The organism is Streptomyces huasconensis, assembly GCF_021028635.1.
GTDB lineage: Bacteria > Actinomycetota > Actinomycetes > Streptomycetales > Streptomycetaceae > Streptomyces > Streptomyces huasconensis.
In genome coordinates, this window is sequence record NZ_CP086119.1 from 1309406 (window position 1) to 1327127 (window position 17722).

Genomic DNA, 17722 nt, shown 5'->3' on the forward strand with positions numbered 1-17722 from the left:
CCCCAAAACGGGTGGACTTTCCGGACCTTGACCAACGAAGTGCCGGGCACCCGGGTGCGGTACAACGATCGGCCAGCCTACCTCGCGCCCTGCCGCGCCGGGGTCACGGGGAACGGTCCGGGAGGCGCCCGGAGAGCAGGAATGCCACGGTCCGCTTCTCCTCCCGCCAGGCGCGGGTGTCGAGCTCCACGGACTGGAGGAGGGCGCACTCGACGGAGTACCCGTGCTCGGAGAGATCCCTGCCGATCAGCTCGGCCGCGTCGCGTGTCGCGGCGTGCGTGACGATGCGCTCGGGGCGCCGGTCGGCGACCGCGGAGACGACCGCGGCTCCCCCGCCCCCGACCCGTACGACGTCGGGTTCGGGCAGGTCTTCGAGGACGTGCGGCGCGACGCCGTGCACGGTCTGTGCCTGGACGCCGAAGCGGCGCACGGCGGCGGTGGTCCGGCCGAGGGCATCGGCGTCGTGGTCGACGGCGATCACGGCGGCCCCGAAGCGGGCCGCCTCCGCGGTGAAGGCGCCGCTGCCGCAGCCGATGTCCCAGACGAGGTCCCCCACGCGCGGCCCGAGCCGGGCGAGTTGGGCGGCCCTCAGCCGGTCGTTCTCCCCTTCGCCGAGCCAGATGTCCCCGCCGTACTCGGCGGCGGGCAGCGCCCAGCCACGCGGGGAGGCCGCCGGTTCGCGCCCGGCGATCCAGCCGGTGTCGGACGCGGCGGCGCTCCCGCCGATGACGATGACGACGTTCGGGTCGCGCCACGTGTGGTCGGCGGCCTTGTCGGACGTGACGACGGTGACCCGCTCGCGGTCGGTGCCGAGTTCCTCGCAGATGACGAAGGTGCGGTGGACGCCCTGGAGCAGCAGGCTCAGCTCGGCGGGGCCCGCGCCGGGCGAGGTGAGGACGGCGACCTTGGTGTGGGCGCGGCAGACGTTCACGGCGCGGCGCAGGGTGCGGCGATGGGCGACGACGACCTCGGCGTCGTCCCACGGCATGCCCGCGCGGGCGAAGGCCTGGGCGACGGAGGAGACGGCGGGCACCACTTCGACCTCGAGGCCGAACTCGGGGGCGCGCAGGGTGCGTACGACGCCGAAGAAGCCGGGGTCGCCGTCGGCGAGGACCACGGCGGTGCCGCGGTGGGCGGCGATGCGGCGGGCGGCGAGGCCCACGCTGCCGAGGCGGATGCGCTCGGCGCGGGCGGGGATCTCGTCCAGTGCCAGGTGGTGGGCGGCGCCCGCCACGAGCGTGGCGGCGCTGAGCGCGGAGCGTGCCGCGGCGGTCAGCGGCGTACCGTCCCAGCCGATCACCGTGACCCGGTCGGCCATCGTCGTCTGTCTCCTGGGTTCTCGCGGGTCTTCAGTGCGGGGCGGTGGCTGCGGGAGCGACCGCGCGCGCGGCCAGGGGCGAGCGTACCTGGTGTTACTCGGGGGTGCCGGGAGGGCCGCGGGCCGGGCTCAGTTCCAGTCGGAGTAGGCGGAGAAGCCGCTGTCGGCGAGGTTGTCGCTGACGCCTTCGAGGTCCTCGGGGAGCAGGCTCCACACGATGAGGTCGGTGCGGACCTCCAGCCAGCCGCCGAACGGGTCGCCGCCGTTTCTCATCCGCGCTATCCAGGCGCCGCGCAGGACGCCCTCGCTGATGCAGCCGATCTTCTGGGCGACCTGCTGGGCGGCGGTGTTGTCGGCGGCGGTGCGCAGCTCGATGCGTTCGAACGCCTGGTCCCTGAAGAGCCACTGGGCGGTGGCGAGCGCGGCCTCCGAGGCGTAGCCCTCGCCGCGGGCCCAGGGGGCGACGACGTAGCTGAGTTCGCTGGCGCGCACCCGCCAGTCGGTGTTGCGCAGGTGGACGACGCCGACCAGGCGCTGGGTGAGGAACTCCGTGACGGCGAGGGCGATGCCGCGGCCCTCGGTGCGCTCGGCGGGGGCGAGGCGGGTGATCCAGTCGCGGGCGTCGGCCTCGGTGTAGGGCTGGGGGACGGAGGTCCAGGCGGTGACCATCTCGTCGTTCATCATCTCGGCGTACGCGGGGACGTCGGCGTCCTCGAACGGGCGCAGCACCAACCGCTCCGTGCTGATGGAGATGTCGGGGAAGGTGGTTGTCATGCGCCGCTCCGTAACCTGGAACCCTCGGGCCTGCTGAAGTGCCCAGCATGCAGCATGTCGGCGCGTGGACGCACCACGGGGTCCGCTCCTTCCTCAGGAGGGGACCCCGTGGTGCGGGCGGGAGCGGACTGTGCGTCAGTTCCCTTCGCGGGCCGCTTTTTCGACGGGCAGGACCGAGCCCTTGTACTTGTTTTCGATGAACCGCTTCACCTCGGGCGAGGTGAGCAGCTTCGCCAGTTTCTGCACCCGCGGGTCGCCCTCGTCGCCCTTCTTGACGACGAGGACGTTGTTGTACGGATTGCCCTTCGGGGACTCCAGGAGGATGGCGTCCTTCTTGGGGCTGAGTCCGGCGTCGAGGGCGTAGTTGTTGTTGATGACGGCCGCGTCGAGGTCGTCGAGCGAGCGCGGCAGCTGTGCCGGGTCGAGCGGCTTGATGGTGAGCTTCTTCGGGTTGGACGTGATGTCCTCGGGCGTCGCGGTACCGCCGACGCCCTTCTTGAGCCCGATGACGCCCTTGGCGGCGAGGAGCTGGAGCGCCCGGCCCTCGTTGGTCGTGTCGTTGGGGACGGCGACGGTCGCGCCCGTCCGCAGCTTGCCGATGTCCTTCGTGGCCTTGGCATCCCCGGCCTTCTTCACGTACACGCCCATGGGCGGCAGGTAGGCCTCGGCGACCGGCACCAGGTCCGTCTTCTTGGACGCGTTGAAGTCCTTGAGGTACGGGGCGTGCTGGTACAGGTTGGCGTCGAGCGAGCCCTCCTGGAGCGCGGTGTTCGGCGTGACGTAGTCCGTGAACTCCTTGATCTCCAGGTCGAGCCCCGCCTTCTTCGCGAGGTTGTCCTGGATGTACGTGAGGACTTCGCCGGCCGGGGTCGGGGTGGCCCCGACGACGAGCCGGCCGTCGTCGGAGCCCCGGTCCGGGCCGCCGCCGCACGCGGTGAGGCCCAGCGTGAGGGCGAGGGTGCCCGCGGCGGCGGCGATGACGGACGTACGCATGATCAGAACGCGGCGACGACGGCGCCGTCGTACTTTTCGGCGATGAACTTCTTGACCTCGGGCGAGGTGAGGAGCTTGGCCAGCTTCTTCACGCGCGGGTCGTTCTCGTCGCCCTTCTTCACGGCGAGGAAGTTGCCGTAGGGGTTGCCCTTGGCCTTCTCGGCGACGAGGGCGTCCTTGGCGGGGCTGAGTTCGGCCTCCAGGGCGTAGTTGCCGTTGATCACCGCGGCGTCGACATCGCTCAGGGAGCGGGGCAGCTGGGCGGCCTCCAGCTCCTTGAACTTGAGGTTCTTCGGGTTCTTCGCGACGTCCTTGGGGGTCGCCTCGTAACCGACGCCCTTCTTGAGCTCGATGAGGCCGTTGTCGGCGAGGAGCTTGAGGGCGCGGGCCTCGTTCGTGGTGTCGTTGGGGACGGCGACGGTGGCGCCGTCCTTCAGCTCGCCGAGCTTCTTGACCTTCTTCGAGTACACGCCGAGCGGCTCCAGGTGCACGGTGCCGTTCGGGACGGGGACGACGTCCGTGCCGTTCTTCTTGTTGAAGTCGTCCAGGTACGGCTTGTGCTGGAAGTAGTTCGCGAAGACCTCGCCCTGCTGGACGGCGGTGTTCGGCGTGACGTAGTCGGTGAACTCGCGGACCTCGAGGTCGAGGCCGGCCTTCTTGGCGAGGTTCTTCTGGACGTAGTCCAGGATCTGGCCCTGCGGCGTCGGGGTGGCGGCGACGACGAGCGGGCCGTCCTTGTCGCCCGCGGAGCCCTTGTCGGAGCCGCAGGCGCCGAGCCCGAGGGTGAGGGCTCCGGCGGCGAGGACAGCGGTGGTGATCTTGGCGGTGTTACGCACGAAAAGTGCCTTTCTCCATGGATGGTGCCGGTGGTGCCGGTGGTGCGGCCCCGCGTGGGTGGCGGGGAGGTCAGCCGGTCTTGGTGTGCGACTCCGCGGCGGCGGTGCCGGGGAGCACGCCGCGCAGCGGCCGGAACAGCAGCAGCGGACCGGAGCCGCCGCCGCGCTTGTGGAGCCTGCGGGCGGCGTAGTCGCCCGCGAACTGGATGATCGAGATGACCACGGCGAGGATCGCCACGGTGATCCACATCAGCTCGGTCTCGAAGCGCTGGTAGCCGTAGCGCAGCGCGAGGTCGCCGAGGCCGCCGCCGCCGACCGTGCCCGCCATCGCGGAGTAGCCGATGAGGGCGACGATCGTGGTGGTGGCGCCCGAGATCAGCGAGGGCAGCGACTCGGGGACGAGGACCTTGCGTACGACGGTCCAGGTGGAGCCGCCCATCGACTGCACGGCTTCGACGAGCCCGCCGTCGACCTCACGGATCGAGGTCTCCACGAGCCGCGCGAAGAACGGGATGGCGCCGACGGCGAGCGGCACGAGGGCGGCCTCGCGGCCGATCGTGGTGCCGGTGATCCAGCGCGTGAAGCCCATCAGGGCGACCATGAGGATGATGAACGGCATCGAGCGGGCGATGTTCACGACCTGCCCGATGACCTTGTTCAGTACGGCGTTCTGCAGCAGCGCGCCGCGCTCGGTGAGGACGAGCAGGATGCCGAGCGGCAGTCCGGCGACGACGGCTATCAGCGTCGACCAGCCCACCATGTAGAGGGTGTCCCAACACGCCTGCTCCAGCAGGGGACGCATCTCCGACCAGGTCACTTGGCACCTTCCTTGACCAGCAGCGTCTCGTTGCGGGGCGCGGGCACGGGGTCCTCGGCCGCGATGTCGACCTGGAGGCCCTGCTCGCGCAGGAACCCGATCGGGACCACGTTGTCCTCGAAGCGGCCGGGCAGTTCGATGCGCATGCGGCCGACCTGCTTGCCCGCGACGGTGTCCATCGCGGCGCCGAGGATCGAGATGTCGATGTTGTACGTGCGCGACAGCTGCGAGATGACGGGCCGGGTCGCGGCCTCACCGAGGAACGTCACGTCGACGACGGTGCGGTTCTCGCCGGTGGTGTCGCCGCTGACGGGGAAGAGCGCGGCGGCGAGTTCGGAGCCGGGCGTCGCGAGGAGTTCGCTGACGGTGCCGGACTCGACGATCTGGCCGCGCTCCATGAGGGCGGCGGAGTCGCAGACGCTCTTGACGACGTCCATCTCGTGCGTGATGAGCAGGACGGTCAGGCCGAGCTGCCGGTTGAGGTCGCGCAGGAGCTGGAGGATGGAGCGGGTGGTCTCCGGGTCCAGGGCGCTGGTCGCCTCGTCGGAGAGCAGCACCTTCGGGTCGCCGGCGAGCGCGCGGGCGATGCCGACGCGCTGCTTCTGGCCGCCGGAGAGCTGCGCCGGGTAGGACTTCGCCTTGTCGGCGAGGCCGACGAGATCGAGGAGTTCGAGGGCCTTGCGGGAGCGCTCCTGGCCGGAGAGGCCGAGGATCTCCAGGGGCAGTTCGACGTTGTCCTGGACGGTGCGCGAGGACAGCAGGTTGAAGTGCTGGAAGACCATCCCGATGCGGCTGCGCGCCCGGCGCAGCTCCTTGCCCGCGCGCGGGCCGCGTCCGGCGAGGGCCGTGAGGTCCTGGCCCGCGACGGTCACGGTGCCGGAGGTGGGGCGCTCCAGGAGGTTGACGCAGCGGATGAGGGAGGACTTGCCGGCGCCGGACTGGCCGATGACGCCGTACACCTCGCCCTCGCGGACGTGCAGGTCGACTCCGTCGAGGGCGGTTACTTCACGACCGCGTGAGCGGTAGACCTTGGTGAGGCCGGAAGTGGTGATCACAGGGGATTCCGTCACTGTCGAGTGCGCGGCGCGGGTGTCGCCGGGCACGGGGCATTCGTTCGGAACGCGGCACGGTTCTCGCGGTGGCGAAGGGAACCGGAGGACGTGTGCGCGGGGCAGGCTCGCTTCCTGCGTCAGTACGGCTCTTTCGTCGCGTACGTCGTGCGGGAGGTGCGGCACAGCGGCTTCGCTTCGGGGCGCGATGCTCTTCGTGGTGCGGGGGCCCTCAGAAGGCGCACATTCGACACATACAACGAGCACCGGGCGTCATCGTCGCCTCGGTCGCAGGGGTGCGGCTGCTCGTCGTGGTCATGGGCCCAAGTAAAACACGCGTGAGGTCGCCGTCCGCCACCGCTGTCCGTATAGCGGACAGCGGTGGGACCGGGCCGGGCCGCGCGCGCCGGACGGTCAGCCGACGACGGTGATCTCCACGGCACCGGACGTGGCCTGCGCGGACACGGCGGAGAGGTCCTTGACCACGACGTCCGCGGACAGTTCGGCGGCGGCGTGGGTTGTGGCCAAGGCCACGGTGGTCATGCCCGCGGCCCGCCCGGCCTGCAGGCCTGCCGGGGCGTCCTCGAAGACCACGCAGCGGGCCGGGGCGGCGCCGAGCTTCTCGGCGGCGAGCAGGTAGGGCTCGGGGTCGGGCTTGCCGCGCGTGATGTCGTCGGCGGCGATCAGCAGTCCGGGCCGGATGCCGACCTCGGCGAGCCGGGCCTCGGCCAGGACGCGGGTCGCGGAGGTGACCACGGCCCAGCGGTCCGCGGGCAGCGACTCCAGCAGCTCGCGGGTGCCGGGCAGCAGGCGGACACCGCCGGCCACGTCCGAGACCTCCAGCTCCTCGATGCGGGCGACGGCCCCGGCGACCTGCTCCGGGGGCAGCAGGTCGGCGGCTATCTCGGCGGCGGGGCGGCCGTGCAGCTCGACGCGGGCGAACTCCTCGGCGGTGATCCCGTACTCCCGCGCCCACCGCGTCCAGCAGCGGTACACCGACTCCAGGGAGGAGACGAGGGTGCCGTCGTTGTCGAACAGGAGCGCTTCAGCCTCGATCTTCATGGTGTCCGAGCGTACGGGTCACCTCGGGGCGCGGTACGAGGACCCTGGGCCCGGCGGTCCGGGCACTCCGGGGGGAGGCGGCCCGGGCACGCCGCATCCCGCGGTCCGGGCACTGCGGGGGCAGGCGCATCGGGTCAAAGGGCCCGTAATAAAGTCACCGACATGCTTGTTGCCCTGACGATCGCGACCGCCGTGGCCGCGCTCGCCCTCGCCGCCTGGTGCGGTTTCGCCGCCTACCGCGACCAGCCGACCAAGGACTGGCACTTCATCGGCATGGGCGTGGTGACGCTGCTCGCGCTGGTCCAGCTGGTCGTCGGCATTGTCCAGCTCGCGCGCGGCGAGGACCCGGAACAGGGCACGACGATCTTCGTGGCGTATCTGCTGGGCTCCTTCGCGTGCGTACCGGTGGCGGGCTTCATGTCGCTGGCCGAGCGCACGCGCTGGGGTTCGCTCACGGTCGCCGCGGGCGGCGTGGTCCTCGCCGTGCTCCAGGTACGGCTCTACGACATCTGGGGTGGCTGAGGTGGCGGACACCAAGAAGAGCGCGCCTGCCGACGGCCGCCGGAAGCTGATCACCGGGCCGGGCATCCTGCTGCTGTGGCTGTACGGCGTGATGGTCGTCGGCGCGGTGTCGCGCTCGGCGGTACAGATCTCGACGGACTTCGACAAGGCCCCGCTCGCGTACTCCCTCTCGGCACTCGCGGGCCTCGTCTACGGCTTCATCACGTACTCCCTGGTGCGCGGCGGCGACACGGCCCGCAAGGCGGCGCTGGTGTGCTGCGCCGCCGAGCTGGTGGGCGTGCTGGCCGTCGGCACGTGGACGCTGGCGGAGCCGTCCGCCTTCCCGGACGCCACGGTGTGGTCGGACTTCGGAATGGGCTACTTGTTCATCCCGGTGATCCTGCCGGTGACGGCGATCTTCTGGCTGCTCCGCGCGCGGCGGACGGGACGCTAGCGGGGCCGCTCGTCGCGTCCCGGCGCCGCGCCCGGTGAGGGCGCCGGTCTCAGCCGCCGGCCGACGGCTTGGCTTCCGGGGCGCTCGCTGCCCGTCGGTGGGCTCGCCGGCATTCGGCTTGCACAGCGTTACCGACGGCCAGTGGCGGGGCAGATGCCCTTCGGGCCTCGAAGTCCGTGTCTTCGCTGCTGAGCTCCTCGTCGATGAGGCTGAAGGAGATCTCCTGGTCGCCGTTGGGGTAGCAGCCCAGGCTCAGGAGTCCGAGGGCGCACTCGGCCGCGGTGCGCAGAACGACGTCCGAGGGGGCGGTGCCGGGCTCGGCGTCCGCCACCGTCCGGGCGGCTACGTGGTCCAGGAGATCGTCGCGCAGTGCCTGCATCTCCTCGTCGGAGTAACAGTCGTATCGCATGGTGTGCCAGCGGTGGTGGGCCCGCCGCCGGATGTTCTCCAGCGCCTCTTCGATCCGCGGCTCACTCACTTCATGCCGCGCTACGTCCTTGATCGTCATGACGGTCATCCTGGCAGCCGCCACTGACACCGCGGGAAGCCGGCCGTGAGCCCGCTGCCGGCCGGGGCCGGCGGCTTGCGCCGCCGGGCCGGGGTGCGTCAGGCGCTCGCCGCGTACGCGCGGGCGTCGGAGTCCTTGGCGAGGGTCACGACGGTGAGCCGGTCGTTGACCCGCTGGGTCTTCACGGGGGCGTAGCCGTGCTTGCGGTAGAGCTGGAGGTTCTGTTCGCTGCGGTGGCCGGTGAAGAGCTGGAAGCTCTTGGTCGTGCTGTTCGCGCCGAGCTGTCGCTCGATGGCGTTGAGGAGCCGGCCGCCGAGGCCGTGCCGCTGCAGGCGGGGGTGGACGATGAGCTTGCCGATCCGCGCCGTGCCGTCGGCGTCGACGGTGCCGCGCACGGAGGCCACCACCTCGTCGCCGAGCCGGGCCACCAGGACGGTGTCCGAGGCGACTTCGGCCTTGACGGAGTCAAGGGACTGGGTCAGCGGCTCGATCGAGTAGTCGCCGTAGAGCTCGGCCTCGCTCTGGTAGCAGAGGTACTGCAGTTTGAGGATCTGTTCGGCGTCCGCTTCGGACGCCGCCTCCGAGATGGTCACGCTCATGCCCATGTGTGCATGCCTCCCGCTCACCTGCTCCACCGGTTGTCTAACGCTCCCTTCCCCGCGGTGCAGGAGCCGCAACCTCCGCCGCCAGCATTCTGCGCAGGCATCCCAGGCATCGGGAACGTTCCGGTCCCAGACTCCCCTGTGACATTCCCAACTCCCCTGCGATCTCACGGTAGGTGAGGTCCTTGGGGGACAGCAGCGCCGCCAGGAGACGGGGGCAGCGGCCGGGCAGCCTGCGGACCGCGGCGTGCAGGGTGCGGTGCCGGTCGGCGGTCAGGGCGCGCTGCTCGGGGCCGCGGTCGGCGTCGTCGGCGGGCTCGGCCGCGTACGCCACCTCGCGCCGGCTGGCGTGCCGGGAGCGGCGCGCCTCGGACTGGACGGCGCCGCGCAGCCACAGCGCCGGGTCGGTGGGCGGGCCGTCGGACTCCAGGCGCTCCAGCAGGCGCAGCCAGACGGCCTGTTCGAGGTCGCCCGCGTCGGCACCGGAGTCGAGGGCCTCCGCGGACGCCTCGGCGGCGAGCAGCGGACGCAGCGTGGGGATGAGGGTGGGGATGAGCGTGGGGATGGGCTCGTACGTCATGCACGACGGGACGCGGCCGCTCCGGCGGAAGGTTTCCGGAGCGGCCGTCTCTCACCCCAACCGGGGGCGTCCCCACGGCCGTTGACGGGCGTCGCTCAGTCCTTGGCGAAGTCCGCGGCGGCCAGCAGCGCGGTGTCCGGGTTGTCGGAGAAGATGCCGTCGATGCCCGTCTCGAAGTAGGCCTTGAAGGCCCCGAAGGCGTCTCCGTAGGCGGCCGGGTCGGTGCCCTTCCTGAAGTTCGCGGGCAGGAAGGTGTTCTCGTTGCGCATCGTGTACGGGTGCAGGATGAGGTCCGCCTCGTGCGCGTCCGCGACGAGCGTGGTCGGCGTGCCGAGGCTGCCGTCGGCCTTCTTCGGGATGATCAGGTCGAGGGTCGGGCCGATGCCCTGTGCGAAGCGCGCCAACCACGCCAGGCCCTCGGGCTTGATCAGGTCGGCGACGGTGCGCGGGTCGCCCGCCTCGACGAAGTCCCACGGCCGGGAGTTCGCACTGGACAGGAGCACGACGCGGGGCGCGGCGACCAGCTTGGCCAGGCGCTGGATGCTGCCGGGCTCGAAGGACTGGAGGAAGTTCGGCGAGTTCTTCTTGTGGCGGCCGTAGCGGCGCAGGAGCTTGGCAAGCGGCTCTTCGAGGCCGAGGCCCAACTGGCGGAAGTACGTGGGGTGCTTGGTCTCGATGTGCAGCCAGATCTGCCGGCCGCGCCTGCGGCCCTCCTTCTCGGCCCACTCGAAGACCTCTTCGAGGGTGGGGATGTCCCAGCGGCCGTCGTAGAGGGTGTTGTGCCGGCGGGTGCCCGGGATGCGCTCCTTGGCGCGCAGCGTCTTCAGCTCGGCGAGCGTGAAGTCCTCGGTGAACCAGCCGGTGAGCTTGACGCCGTCCACGGACTTGGTGGTCTTGCGGGAGGCGAACTCGGGGCGCGCGGCGACGTCCGTCGTCCCGGTGATGTCGTTCTCGTGACGGCATACGAGATGGCCGTCCTTGGTGGGTACGACGTCCTGCTCGATGACGTGCGCGCCCATGTCCAGGGCGAGCTGGTAGGAGCCGATGGTGTGTTCGGGGCGGTAGCCGCTGGCCCCTCGGTGCGCGACGACGGTGGGCTTGGGCAGGCTCTCGTAGCCGTGCCCGTGTCCGTGCCCCGGCCCGTGCCGCTCGTCGGCTCTCGCCACTCCCGGCAGGCCGACCGCGGCGGCGCCCGCGCCGAGGAGCGCCGCTCCCAGTACCGCTCGGCGTCCCCGGCCCGTCCCCGGCTGCTGCTGACCCGACTCCTGCGTCGCCATTGGCGTTCCTCCCGTTGTGCATCCGCCTTGCACCTGACAAAGCGGGACTGATCGTAGGTGGCCGCGAGTGACGGGTGGGAGACCCCGGACCGAACGGCGGGGTGACGCGACATGGCGAGTGGGCGCACCATGGAGGCTGCGGCCGGGCCCGGTCCGTGCGGCACGGCCGCTACGCAGAGAGAAGTGTGTGGGTGACAAGCACCACTACTTCGGGCCACACCGTTCCCACGGGGATACGGTCGTCGCTAGGGCCACGACCCGGAGCGACGTGGCGCAGAGCCGTGTCAACACTGCGTATCGGGTGCGTGAACCCGATGTGCAAACGGCGGTGACCCGCGAGTACCGTACTCACCTGCACTTACTCGTCACCTACTCGCCGTCGACCCGTTGACACCGGAGGGCCTGTTGTCCCGTCTAGCGCTCATCAAGGCAGTGCTCGGACCGATCTTGCGCCTGATGTTCCGCCCACGGGTAGAAGGCGCCGAGAACATCCCCGGGACCGGGCCCGTCATTCTGGCCGGGAACCACCTGACGTTCATCGACTCGATGATCCTGCCGCTGGTGACCAACCGCCCGGTGTTCTTCATCGGCAAGGACGAGTACGTCACCGGCAAGGGTCTCAAGGGCCGCCTGATGGCGTGGTTCTTCACCGGCGTCGGCATGATCCCGGTGGACCGGGACGGCGGGCGCGGCGGTGTCGCGGCGCTGATGACCGGGCGGCGCATTCTCGACGACGGCAAGGTCTTCGGCATCTACCCCGAGGGCACGCGGTCGCCCGACGGGCGGCTGTACCGGGGGCGTACGGGCATCGCGCGGCTGACGCTGATGACCGGTGCGCCGGTCGTGCCGTTCGCGATGATCGGCACGGACAAGCTGCAGCCCGGCGGCAAGGGGCTGCCGCGGCCGGGCAAGGTGACGGTGCGGTTCGGTGAGGCGATGGAGTTCTCTCGGTACGAGGGGATGGACCGGGACCGGTATGTGCTGCGGGCGGTGACGGACTCCGTGATGGCGGAGGTCATGCGGCTGTCCGGGCAGGAGTACGTGGACATGTACGCCACCAAGGCGAAGGCGGCGTAGCCCTGCGGGGCTTGGGCGGTTTGGTTTGTGCGCCCGCGTCGGTGCGGGGGGCTTTGCCCTTCGGGCCGGGGCGGGCGTTTTTTGTTTTTGGGGTGAGGCGGGTGTTGGGGGTGCGGGGCGGGGTGGGGGCGAGTGCGGGGGGCGTGTGCGGGTTGGTTGCGGTTGCTCGCGCCGTTCCCCGCGCCCCTGACCGGGGCTGGCCCCGGTGCGTCACTGCGGGTTCGTCGGGGTTGCTCGCGCCGTTCCCCGCGCCCCTGGGCGGGGCTGGCCCGCAGCCCCGCCTGTCGCTGGCGCGGCCCTCACGGGGCGTCGTCCTCCGTGGGGAGTGGGCTTTCTTCCAGTTTTTGGCCCTTCAGGAGGAACCATGCCGCTACCGCCGTTGCCAGGAGGACCGCCGCGCCGACCGTCGCCGCCAGGCTGAGGCCGTCCACGAACGCCGTGCGGGCCGCCGCCAGGAGCGCGTCCGCCTCGTGGGGTGGCAGGGCCGTCACCGACTCCACCGCGCCGCCCAGGGACTCGTGGGACGCCGACGCCACGTCGGGCGGAGTGCCGGCGGGGGCCGTGAAGTCGCGGTAGACGCCGGTGACGATGGAGCCGAGGAGGGCGATGCCGAGCGCCGCGCCCAGTTCGTACGCCGTCTCCGAGACCGCGGAGGCCGCGCCGGCCTGTTCCTTGGGGACGCTGGACAGGATGACGTCGGCGGTCACCGTGAACGAGAAGCCCGCGCCGATGCCGACGACCAGGAGCGAGGCCCCCAGCAGCGGGTAGCCGGTGTGCTCGCTCAGACCGGTGAGCGCGGCGAGCGCGAGGCCCACCGCCGCGAGGCCGCCCGCGACCACCACACGGACGGAGAAGCGCCGCGCGACCATGCCCGCGATCAGGCCCGCCCCCACCGCGCCCACCGCGGCCGGCAGTTCGGCGAGGCCCGCCTCGAACGGCCGCCTGCCCTGGACCAGTTGCAGGAACTGGGAAAGGAAGAAGACCAGGCCGGAGAGGCCGAGGACGGTCAGCAGGTCGGCGAGCACCGCCCCGGAGAAACCCCGGTTGCGGAAGAGCCGCATGTCCAGCAGGGGCGCCGGGAGGGTCAGTTGGCGGCGTACGAACCAGGTGAGCGCCGCCGCGCCGATGACCGCCGCCACCACGACGTCCCAGCGCAGACCGTGCGCGGCCGCCTCCTTGATGGCGTACACCACGGCGATCATGCCGATGAGCGACAGCGCGACGCTGACCAGGTCCCAGGGGCCCGGCGCGGGGTTCTTCGACTCCGGCAGCAGCTTGATGCCGACGAGGACGAGCACCGCCATCACCGGCAGGTTGATGAGGAAGACCGAACCCCACCAGAAGTGTTCGAGCAGGAAGCCGCCGACGACCGGCCCCACGGCCGCGCCGGCGGAGGCCATGGCGCCCCAGATGCCGACCGCGAGGCTGCGCTCGCGCGGGTCGTGGAAGATGTTGCGGATCAACGCCAGGGTCGACGGCATCAGGGTCGCGCCCGCGACGCCGAGCAGCGCGCGGGCCAGGATCATCAGCTCCGGGCTCGTGGCGTAGGCGTTGAGGACCGAGACCGCGCCGAAGGCGACGGCTCCGGTGAGCAGCAGTTTCTTGCGGCCGATGCGGTCGCCGAGGCTGCCCATGGAGACCAGCAGGCCGGCGATGACGAAGGAGTAGACGTCGCCGATCCACAGCAGCTGGGTGCCGGAGGGCTTGAGGTCCTCACTGATGTACGGCGTCGCCAGGCCGAGCACGGTCGCGTCGACGGCGACCAGGAGCACGGCGAGGACGAGGACGGCGAGCGCGAGCCAGCGTCCGGGGCCGCGCTCCACGTCGGCCCCGGACGCCCGCTGATGGGTGCTGGTCATGACTCCACTCTCCGTCGTGCGCCGCCGATCAGCAGCTCGGAGATCATGTACGAGACGTCCTTCGCCGCCACCCGGCCGTCCTGCACGGCCCAGGCGCCCGACCCGATGAGGCCGTAGAGCGCCTCGGTGAGCCAGGCTGGGGTCAGGTCGAAGCGGAACTCCCCGCTCTCCTGGCCGCGCCGGAAGAGCGCGGCGAGCCGGGCGTCGATCCGGGACCAGCCCTCGTTCTGCGCCTCGCCCTCGAAGAGCTGGTTCTCGGTGTAGAGGAACGCGAGGAGCCCGGCGGCGGGCTCGATCTCCTTCACCAGGCGCCGCAGGGCGTCCTGCGCGCTGCCCTCCCCGAGTCCGGCCCGGTCCAGGGCCGCCTCGCACTCCTGGAGCCCGAGCTCCTCCAGGGCGCGTACGAGGGCGTCGCGGCCCGCGAAGTGGCGGTGGAGGGTCGCCCGGCTGATCCCTGCGGCGCGGGCGACCTCGTCCATGGTGGAGGTGGATTTTCGGGTGAGCAGGGCCGCGGCGCTGCGCAGGACCTGGTCGCGATCGACAGACATGAGACGACTCTACGCTCTTTGAGACGTAAATGTCTCATAATGGTGTCTCAGGGTGCGCTCACGGGGTCAGTGCCACGGCAGGTTCGCCCGCCGCGTCCAGTACTCCCGCGGCCCCTCCGCCAGCTGCGCGAGCCGCTCCAGGTGTCCCGTTTCCAGGTCGACGGCGGCCGCGTGCAGGTTGGAGACCAGCTGGACCGGGGTCGCCGCCCCGGACAGGACGACGCCCGCCCACGGTGCGCGCAGCACGGCGGCGAGGGCCACGGCGTCGCAGCCGAGCCCGGTCTCCGCGGCGACCTCGCGGAGCGCGGCGGGCGCGTGCGGGGCGGCGAGGCGGCCGTTGGCCATGGCCTCCTTGACGATGACGGTGAGGCCCGCGTCGTGCGCCTCGGCGAGTGCGGGCGCCACCGAGGTCTCCAGGAGGTTGTACGTGGCCTGGACGGTACGGAAGAGCGGTTCCCCGGCCACGGTGACCTCAAGGGCGGCGCGGATCGCCGCCGCCTGCTCGGGGCCGCTCACGGAGAGGCCGACGGTCACGCCCTCCTCGGCCAGCGCGGCGAGACGCGCGTGGAGTTCCTTGTCGGTGAGCGCCGGGCTCTCGGGCGTGACGGAGTGGATCTGGTAGAGGTCGAGCCGGTCGCCGAGCAGGGCGGCGCTCTCCGCGCGCTGCCGGTCGTAGGCGGCCACACTGTGGTCCTTGACCTCGTGCGGGCCCTCGACGTCGGTGCGCCAGTCGGCCGTATACGTGTAGCCCCACTTGCTGCCGACGACGACATCGCGGTGGTCCGGCCTCGCGTGCAGCCAGTCGGCGAGGAACTCCTCGGAACGGCCGTACGAACGCGCCACGTCGACGTAGCGGACCCCCGAGGCGTACGCGGCGTCGAGGAGTTCGAAGGTGCGTTCGCGCAAAGCCTCGACGCTGCGGGACGGCGGCAGGTCGCTCTCGCGGCCCAGCGTGATGTAGCCGGGCCTGCCGACGGCGGCGAGGCCCATCCCGATGTGCGCGGTCGGGGTCGTGGCTGCGGCCAGCCGGGCGAAGGGCATCGCGGGCTCCTCGTCGTTGGGGATCTTCCCGCCAACGTAACCCCCCGCGCCCTGCGTCACCCGCCCCGCCCCACGTCACCGCCTGCGCCCCGCGTCACCCGCCCCACCCCGCGTCATCCCACGCCCCGCGTCACCCGCGCGCGTTCGCCCACTCCCGCTGCGCCGCCAGGTCCGCCTTGACCTCGGCGAGCTGGACCGCGACGGCGGACGGGGCGGTGCCGCCGCGGCCGTTGCGGGAGGCGAGGGCGCCCGGCACGTTCAGGACCGTGCGGACCTCGGGCGTGAGGTGCTCGGAGATCGCGGCGAACTGCTCGTCGGTGAGACCGTCCAGTTCCTTGCCCTCGGCCTCGGCGACCTTCACGCACTCCCCCGCCACCTCGTGCGCGACGCGGAACGGCACGCCCTGCCTGACCAGCCACTCGGCGATGTCGGTGGCGAGCGAGAAGCCGGCCGGGGCCAGCTCCTCCATGCGCTCGCGGTGGACGGTGAGCGTCGCCATCATGCCGGTGAAGGCGGGCAGCAGGACTTCCAGCTGGTCGCAGGAGTCGAAGACCGGCTCCTTGTCCTCCTGGAGGTCGCGGTTGTACGCGAGCGGCAGGGCCTTCAGCGTGGCGAGGAGCCCCGTGAGGTTGCCGATCAGACGGCCCGACTTGCCCCGCGCCAGCTCGGCGATGTCCGGGTTCTTCTTCTGCGGCATGATCGACGAACCGGTCGAGAAGGCGTCGTGGAGGGTGACGAAGGAGAACTCCTTCGTGTTCCAGATGATGACCTCTTCGGCGATCCGCGAGAGGTTCACGCCGATCATCGCGGTGATGAAGGCGAACTCCGCGACGAAGTCACGGGAGGCCGTGCCGTCGATGGAGTTGCCCGCGCTGCCGCGCTCGAAGCCGAGCTCCGCGGCGACCGCCTCCGGGTCGAGGCCGAGCGAGGAACCGGCCAGCGCCCCCGAGCCGTACGGCGAGACGGCCGTCCGCGTGTCCCACTGCCGCAGCCGCTCCGCGTCCCGGGACAGGGACTGGACGTGCGCGAGGACGTGGTGGGCGAAGAGCACCGGCTGGGCGTGCTGGAGGTGCGTGCGCCCCGGCATGGCGACGTCCGGGTGGGCCTCGGCGAGGCCGACGAGCGCGTCCTGGAGGTCGGCGATCAGGCCGCCGATGATCCGCGCGTGGTCGCGCAGGTACATCCGGAAGAGCGTGGCCACCTGGTCGTTGCGCGAGCGCCCGGCCCGCAGCTTGCCGCCGAGGTCGGGGCCGAGCCGCTCCAGGAGACCGCGCTCCAGGGCGGTGTGGACGTCCTCGTCGGCGATGGTCCCGACGAACGAACCGTCGGCCACATCGGCTTCGAGCCGGTCGAGCCCGGCCAGCATGCGGGTCAGTTCGTCCGCGGTGAGCAGCCCCGCCTTGTGCAGCACGCGCGCGTGGGCGCGGGAGCCGGCGATGTCGTACGGCGCGAGGCGCCAGTCGAAGTGGACCGACGCGGACAGCTTGGCCAGGGCCTCGGCGGGCCCGTCGGCGAACCGTCCGCCCCAGAGCCGGACGTCACCGCCGTTGTTGCTGCTCACTGCACGTGCTCCTCAGGGCTGTCGCTTGCGGGTTCACTGGTACGCGCTGCACGCGCCATGCATGAGCATGCAGAAGACTGCATGATTCGTCAATTGACCCATCGATCCACCGACCGCCCCGACGGGGCAGATCACCGAAGTTGTTAGACAGTCGAACGACCTCGGCGATAGGTTCGGCGCCATGGGAAAGACGTACACACGCATAGACGGCCGGCTCCGCGCCTTCATCGAGGAGCAGCCGATGTTCTTCACGGCGACCGCTCCCCTCTCCGGTGACGGCACGGTCAACCTCTCCCCCAAAGGCCTCAAGGGCTCCTTCGCCGTCATCGACGAACTGACCGTCGCCTACCTGGACTTCGCGGGCAGCAGCGCCGAGACCATCGCCCACCTGCGCGAGAACGGCCGTATCACGCTCATGTGGTGCGCCTTCCAGGGACCGCCCAACATCGTGCGGGTGCACGGGCGCGGCGAACCCGTCTTCCGTGACGACCCGCGCTTCAAGGACCTGCTCGGCCACTTCCCCGGCATCGACCCCACGCCGCACGGCCTGCGCGCCATCATCCTCGTGACGGCCGACCTCGTCCGGGACAGCTGCGGCTACGCGGTGCCCTTCATGACGTACGACGAGGACCGCGATCTGCACGGCAAGCGCTTCGGGCGGGAGGACGACGCCTCGCTGAGCGCCTACTTCGGCAAGAAGGAGTACATCGCGCAGAGCATTGACGGCCTTCCCGGGCTGCCGCTTCCACTGCCGCCCTCCAGCGTCTGAGGCATGCGCCCCGAGCCGCCGCCGCCCTCGTCGCCCTCGGCACGGCCGGGGCAGCGCCCGGCGCGGCGCCACCGCTGCCCGAGCGGATGGCCGAGA

The 17722-nt window shown here is 71.4% G+C and carries 19 protein-coding genes; 4 read left to right on the plus strand and 15 right to left on the minus strand.

What is annotated here, in order from left to right; all coding sequences use genetic code 11:
- Positions 1–103: 103 nt before the first annotated feature.
- The 7 genes from cbiE to J2N69_RS05865 form a co-directional block, all read right to left on the minus strand.
- Positions 104–1318: a precorrin-6y C5,15-methyltransferase (decarboxylating) subunit CbiE gene (cbiE, locus tag J2N69_RS05835; RefSeq protein ID WP_230899780.1), complete on the minus strand. Its 1215-nt coding sequence runs from the start codon at positions 1316–1318 to the stop codon at positions 104–106.
- 129 nt (positions 1319–1447) lie between these two features.
- Entirely contained in the window at positions 1448–2092 is a 645-nt protein-coding gene (locus J2N69_RS05840) for a GNAT family N-acetyltransferase (RefSeq protein WP_127911994.1), read from the minus strand.
- Positions 2093–2227: 135 nt separating this feature from the next.
- Complete coding sequence (locus J2N69_RS05845) at positions 2228–3085, minus strand: MetQ/NlpA family ABC transporter substrate-binding protein (protein ID WP_230899781.1); 858 nt, start codon at positions 3083–3085, stop codon at positions 2228–2230.
- A 2-nt stretch (positions 3086–3087) separates the two neighbouring features.
- Entirely contained in the window at positions 3088–3921 is an 834-nt protein-coding gene (locus J2N69_RS05850) for a MetQ/NlpA family ABC transporter substrate-binding protein (protein ID WP_230899782.1), read from the minus strand.
- Between the two features lie 70 nt (positions 3922–3991).
- Positions 3992–4738, minus strand: a complete 747-nt coding sequence (locus tag J2N69_RS05855) for a methionine ABC transporter permease (RefSeq protein ID WP_230899783.1) — start codon at positions 4736–4738, stop codon at positions 3992–3994.
- A complete protein-coding gene (locus tag J2N69_RS05860; protein ID WP_230899784.1) occupies positions 4735–5793 on the minus strand; it encodes a methionine ABC transporter ATP-binding protein in 1059 nt (352 codons plus the stop codon). Before J2N69_RS05860 ends, J2N69_RS05855 begins: the two co-directional genes overlap by 4 nt.
- 408 nt (positions 5794–6201) lie before the next feature.
- The gene (locus tag J2N69_RS05865) at positions 6202–6849 is read right to left on the minus strand and encodes an HAD family hydrolase (RefSeq protein WP_230899785.1); all 648 of its coding nucleotides are present in this window, start codon (positions 6847–6849) and stop codon (positions 6202–6204) included.
- A 162-nt stretch (positions 6850–7011) separates the two neighbouring features.
- Here J2N69_RS05865 and J2N69_RS05870 point away from each other — a divergent pair, with 162 nt between their 5' ends.
- Positions 7012–7371, plus strand: a complete 360-nt coding sequence (locus tag J2N69_RS05870) for a hypothetical protein (protein WP_127911989.1) — start codon at positions 7012–7014, stop codon at positions 7369–7371.
- Positions 7364–7804 (plus strand): hypothetical protein, encoded by a 441-nt coding sequence (locus tag J2N69_RS05875; protein ID WP_230899786.1) that lies wholly within the window; start codon positions 7364–7366, stop codon positions 7802–7804. The genes J2N69_RS05870 and J2N69_RS05875 overlap by 8 nt, the downstream gene beginning before the upstream one ends.
- Positions 7805–7853: 49 nt before the next feature.
- On the opposite strand, the gene J2N69_RS05880 is transcribed toward J2N69_RS05875, so the two are convergent.
- The 4 genes from J2N69_RS05880 to J2N69_RS05895 form a co-directional block, all read right to left on the minus strand.
- Entirely contained in the window at positions 7854–8312 is a 459-nt protein-coding gene (locus tag J2N69_RS05880) for a hypothetical protein (RefSeq protein ID WP_230899787.1), read from the minus strand.
- A 98-nt stretch (positions 8313–8410) separates the two neighbouring features.
- Positions 8411–8917: a GNAT family N-acetyltransferase gene (locus J2N69_RS05885; protein WP_230899788.1), complete on the minus strand. Its 507-nt coding sequence runs from the start codon at positions 8915–8917 to the stop codon at positions 8411–8413.
- A gap of 37 nt (positions 8918–8954) precedes the next feature.
- Positions 8955–9494, minus strand: coding sequence for an RNA polymerase sigma factor (locus J2N69_RS05890; protein ID WP_230899789.1), 540 nt, complete (start codon positions 9492–9494; stop codon positions 8955–8957).
- 95 nt (positions 9495–9589) lie between these two features.
- Entirely contained in the window at positions 9590–10771 is a 1182-nt protein-coding gene (locus J2N69_RS05895; protein WP_230899790.1) for a glycerophosphodiester phosphodiesterase, read from the minus strand.
- Positions 10772–11227: 456 nt separating this feature from the next.
- Between J2N69_RS05895 and J2N69_RS05900 the strand changes: the two genes are divergently transcribed.
- Complete coding sequence (locus J2N69_RS05900) at positions 11228–11848, plus strand: lysophospholipid acyltransferase family protein (RefSeq protein ID WP_230899791.1); 621 nt, start codon at positions 11228–11230, stop codon at positions 11846–11848.
- Between the two features lie 299 nt (positions 11849–12147).
- On the opposite strand, the gene J2N69_RS05905 is transcribed toward J2N69_RS05900, so the two are convergent.
- The 4 genes from J2N69_RS05905 to argH all read right to left on the minus strand — a co-directional run bounded on the left by J2N69_RS05905 (position 12148) and on the right by argH (position 16857).
- Positions 12148–13707, minus strand: coding sequence for an MFS transporter (locus J2N69_RS05905; RefSeq protein ID WP_230899792.1), 1560 nt, complete (start codon positions 13705–13707; stop codon positions 12148–12150).
- The gene (locus tag J2N69_RS05910) at positions 13704–14255 is read right to left on the minus strand and encodes a TetR/AcrR family transcriptional regulator (RefSeq protein ID WP_230899793.1); all 552 of its coding nucleotides are present in this window, start codon (positions 14253–14255) and stop codon (positions 13704–13706) included. The genes J2N69_RS05905 and J2N69_RS05910 overlap by 4 nt, the downstream gene beginning before the upstream one ends.
- A gap of 66 nt (positions 14256–14321) precedes the next feature.
- Positions 14322–15296 (minus strand): aldo/keto reductase, encoded by a 975-nt coding sequence (locus J2N69_RS05915; protein WP_230899794.1) that lies wholly within the window; start codon positions 15294–15296, stop codon positions 14322–14324.
- Positions 15297–15426: 130 nt separating this feature from the next.
- A complete protein-coding gene (gene argH / locus J2N69_RS05920) occupies positions 15427–16857 on the minus strand; it encodes an argininosuccinate lyase (RefSeq protein WP_230899795.1) in 1431 nt (476 codons plus the stop codon).
- A gap of 181 nt (positions 16858–17038) precedes the next feature.
- Between argH and J2N69_RS05925 the strand changes: the two genes are divergently transcribed.
- On the plus strand, positions 17039–17626 hold the full coding sequence (locus tag J2N69_RS05925; RefSeq protein WP_230899796.1) for a pyridoxamine 5'-phosphate oxidase family protein: 588 nt from the start codon (positions 17039–17041) through the stop codon (positions 17624–17626).
- Positions 17627–17722: the final 96 nt, after the last annotated feature.

Bases quoted from the DNA above. Each gene is read 5' to 3' on its own strand.
- cbiE (WP_230899780.1), bottom strand. From the start codon at position 1,318: ATGGCCGACCGGGTCACGGTGATCGGCTGGGACGGTACGCCGCTGACC.
- J2N69_RS05840 (WP_127911994.1), bottom strand. From the start codon at position 2,092: ATGACAACCACCTTCCCCGACATCTCCATCAGCACGGAGCGGTTGGTG.
- J2N69_RS05845 (WP_230899781.1), bottom strand. From the start codon at position 3,085: ATGCGTACGTCCGTCATCGCCGCCGCCGCGGGCACCCTCGCCCTCACG.
- J2N69_RS05865 (WP_230899785.1), bottom strand. From the start codon at position 6,849: ATGAAGATCGAGGCTGAAGCGCTCCTGTTCGACAACGACGGCACCCTC.
- J2N69_RS05870 (WP_127911989.1), top strand. From the start codon at position 7,012: ATGCTTGTTGCCCTGACGATCGCGACCGCCGTGGCCGCGCTCGCCCTC.
- J2N69_RS05880 (WP_230899787.1), bottom strand. From the start codon at position 8,312: ATGACGATCAAGGACGTAGCGCGGCATGAAGTGAGTGAGCCGCGGATC.
- J2N69_RS05885 (WP_230899788.1), bottom strand. From the start codon at position 8,917: ATGGGCATGAGCGTGACCATCTCGGAGGCGGCGTCCGAAGCGGACGCC.
- J2N69_RS05890 (WP_230899789.1), bottom strand. From the start codon at position 9,494: ATGACGTACGAGCCCATCCCCACGCTCATCCCCACCCTCATCCCCACG.
- J2N69_RS05895 (WP_230899790.1), bottom strand. From the start codon at position 10,771: ATGGCGACGCAGGAGTCGGGTCAGCAGCAGCCGGGGACGGGCCGGGGA.
- J2N69_RS05900 (WP_230899791.1), top strand. From the start codon at position 11,228: ATGTTCCGCCCACGGGTAGAAGGCGCCGAGAACATCCCCGGGACCGGG.
- J2N69_RS05905 (WP_230899792.1), bottom strand. From the start codon at position 13,707: ATGACCAGCACCCATCAGCGGGCGTCCGGGGCCGACGTGGAGCGCGGC.
- J2N69_RS05910 (WP_230899793.1), bottom strand. From the start codon at position 14,255: ATGTCTGTCGATCGCGACCAGGTCCTGCGCAGCGCCGCGGCCCTGCTC.
- J2N69_RS05915 (WP_230899794.1), bottom strand. From the start codon at position 15,296: ATGCCCTTCGCCCGGCTGGCCGCAGCCACGACCCCGACCGCGCACATC.
- J2N69_RS05925 (WP_230899796.1), top strand. From the start codon at position 17,039: ATGGGAAAGACGTACACACGCATAGACGGCCGGCTCCGCGCCTTCATC.